General features: G+C 57.1%; 1 rRNA gene. It reads right to left on the minus strand.

Annotation, left to right across the window (positions count from 1 at the left end):
• Nucleotides 1-1286: ribosomal RNA gene (locus tag ACGFWJ_RS36200) — 23S ribosomal RNA — on the minus strand; the annotation flags it as partial.

The following is a 1286-nucleotide window of genomic DNA, read 5'->3' on the forward strand; positions in this document are numbered from 1 at the left end:
TCACCAGCAATGGCCCCCCTTCTCCCGAAGTTACGGGGGCATTTTGCCGAGTTCCTTAACCATAGTTCACCCGAACGCCTCGGTATTCTCTACCTGACCACCTGAGTCGGTTTGGGGTACGGGCCGCCATGAAACTCGCTAGAGGCTTTTCTCGACAGCATAGGATCATCCACTTCACCACAATCGGCTCGGCATCAGGTCTCAGACTATGTGTTGCGCGGATTTGCCTACGCAACGTCCTACACCCTTACCCCGGGACTACCACCGCCCGGGCTGGACTACCTTCCTGCGTCACCCCATCGCTCACCTACTACCCCGTTGGGTCACCGGCTCCACCACGTCCCTTTGTCCGAAGACTCCGGGCCGGCTTCACGGGCTTAGCATCAAGAGGTTCAGCGTTGGCGCTTCAAAGCGGGTACGGGAATATCAACCCGTTGTCCATCGACTACGCCTGTCGGCCTCGCCTTAGGTCCCGACTTACCCTGGGCAGATCAGCTTGACCCAGGAACCCTTGGTCAATCGGCGCAAGAGTTTCCCACTCTTGTATCGCTACTCATGCCTGCATTCTCACTCGTGAACCGTCCACAACTCGATTCCTCGGCTGCTTCACCCGGCACACGACGCTCCCCTACCCATCACAGCCTCCGTTGGGAGTATTGCTGCAATGACACGACTTCGGTGATGTGCTTGAGCCCCGCTACATTGTCGGCGCGGAATCACTTGACCAGTGAGCTATTACGCACTCTTTCAAGGGTGGCTGCTTCTAAGCCAACCTCCTGGTTGTCTCTGCGACTCCACATCCTTTCCCACTTAGCACACGCTTAGGGACCTTAGTCGGTGTTCTGGGCTGTTTCCCTCTCGACCATGGAGCTTATCCCCCACAGTCTCACTGCCGTGCTCTCACTTACCGGCATTCGGAGTTTGGCTAAGGTCAGTAACCCGGTGAGGCCCATCGCCTATCCAGTGCTCTACCTCCGGCAAGAAACACACGACGCTGCACCTAAATGCATTTCGGGGAGAACCAGCTATCACGGAGTTTGATTGGCCTTTCACCCCTAACCACAGGTCATCCCCCAGGTTTTCAACCCTGGTGGGTTCGGTCCTCCACACGGTCTTACCCGCGCTTCAACCTGCCCATGGCTAGATCACTCCGCTTCGGGTCTTGGGCATGCAACTCAAACGCCCTATTCGGACTCGCTTTCGCTACGGCTACCCCACACGGGTTAACCTCGCTACACACCGCAAACTCGCAGGCTCATTCTTCAAAAGGCACGCAGTCACAGTCC

This window comes from Kitasatospora sp. NPDC048407 (genome assembly GCF_043200475.1).
Classification (GTDB): Bacteria; Actinomycetota; Actinomycetes; order Streptomycetales; family Streptomycetaceae; genus Kitasatospora.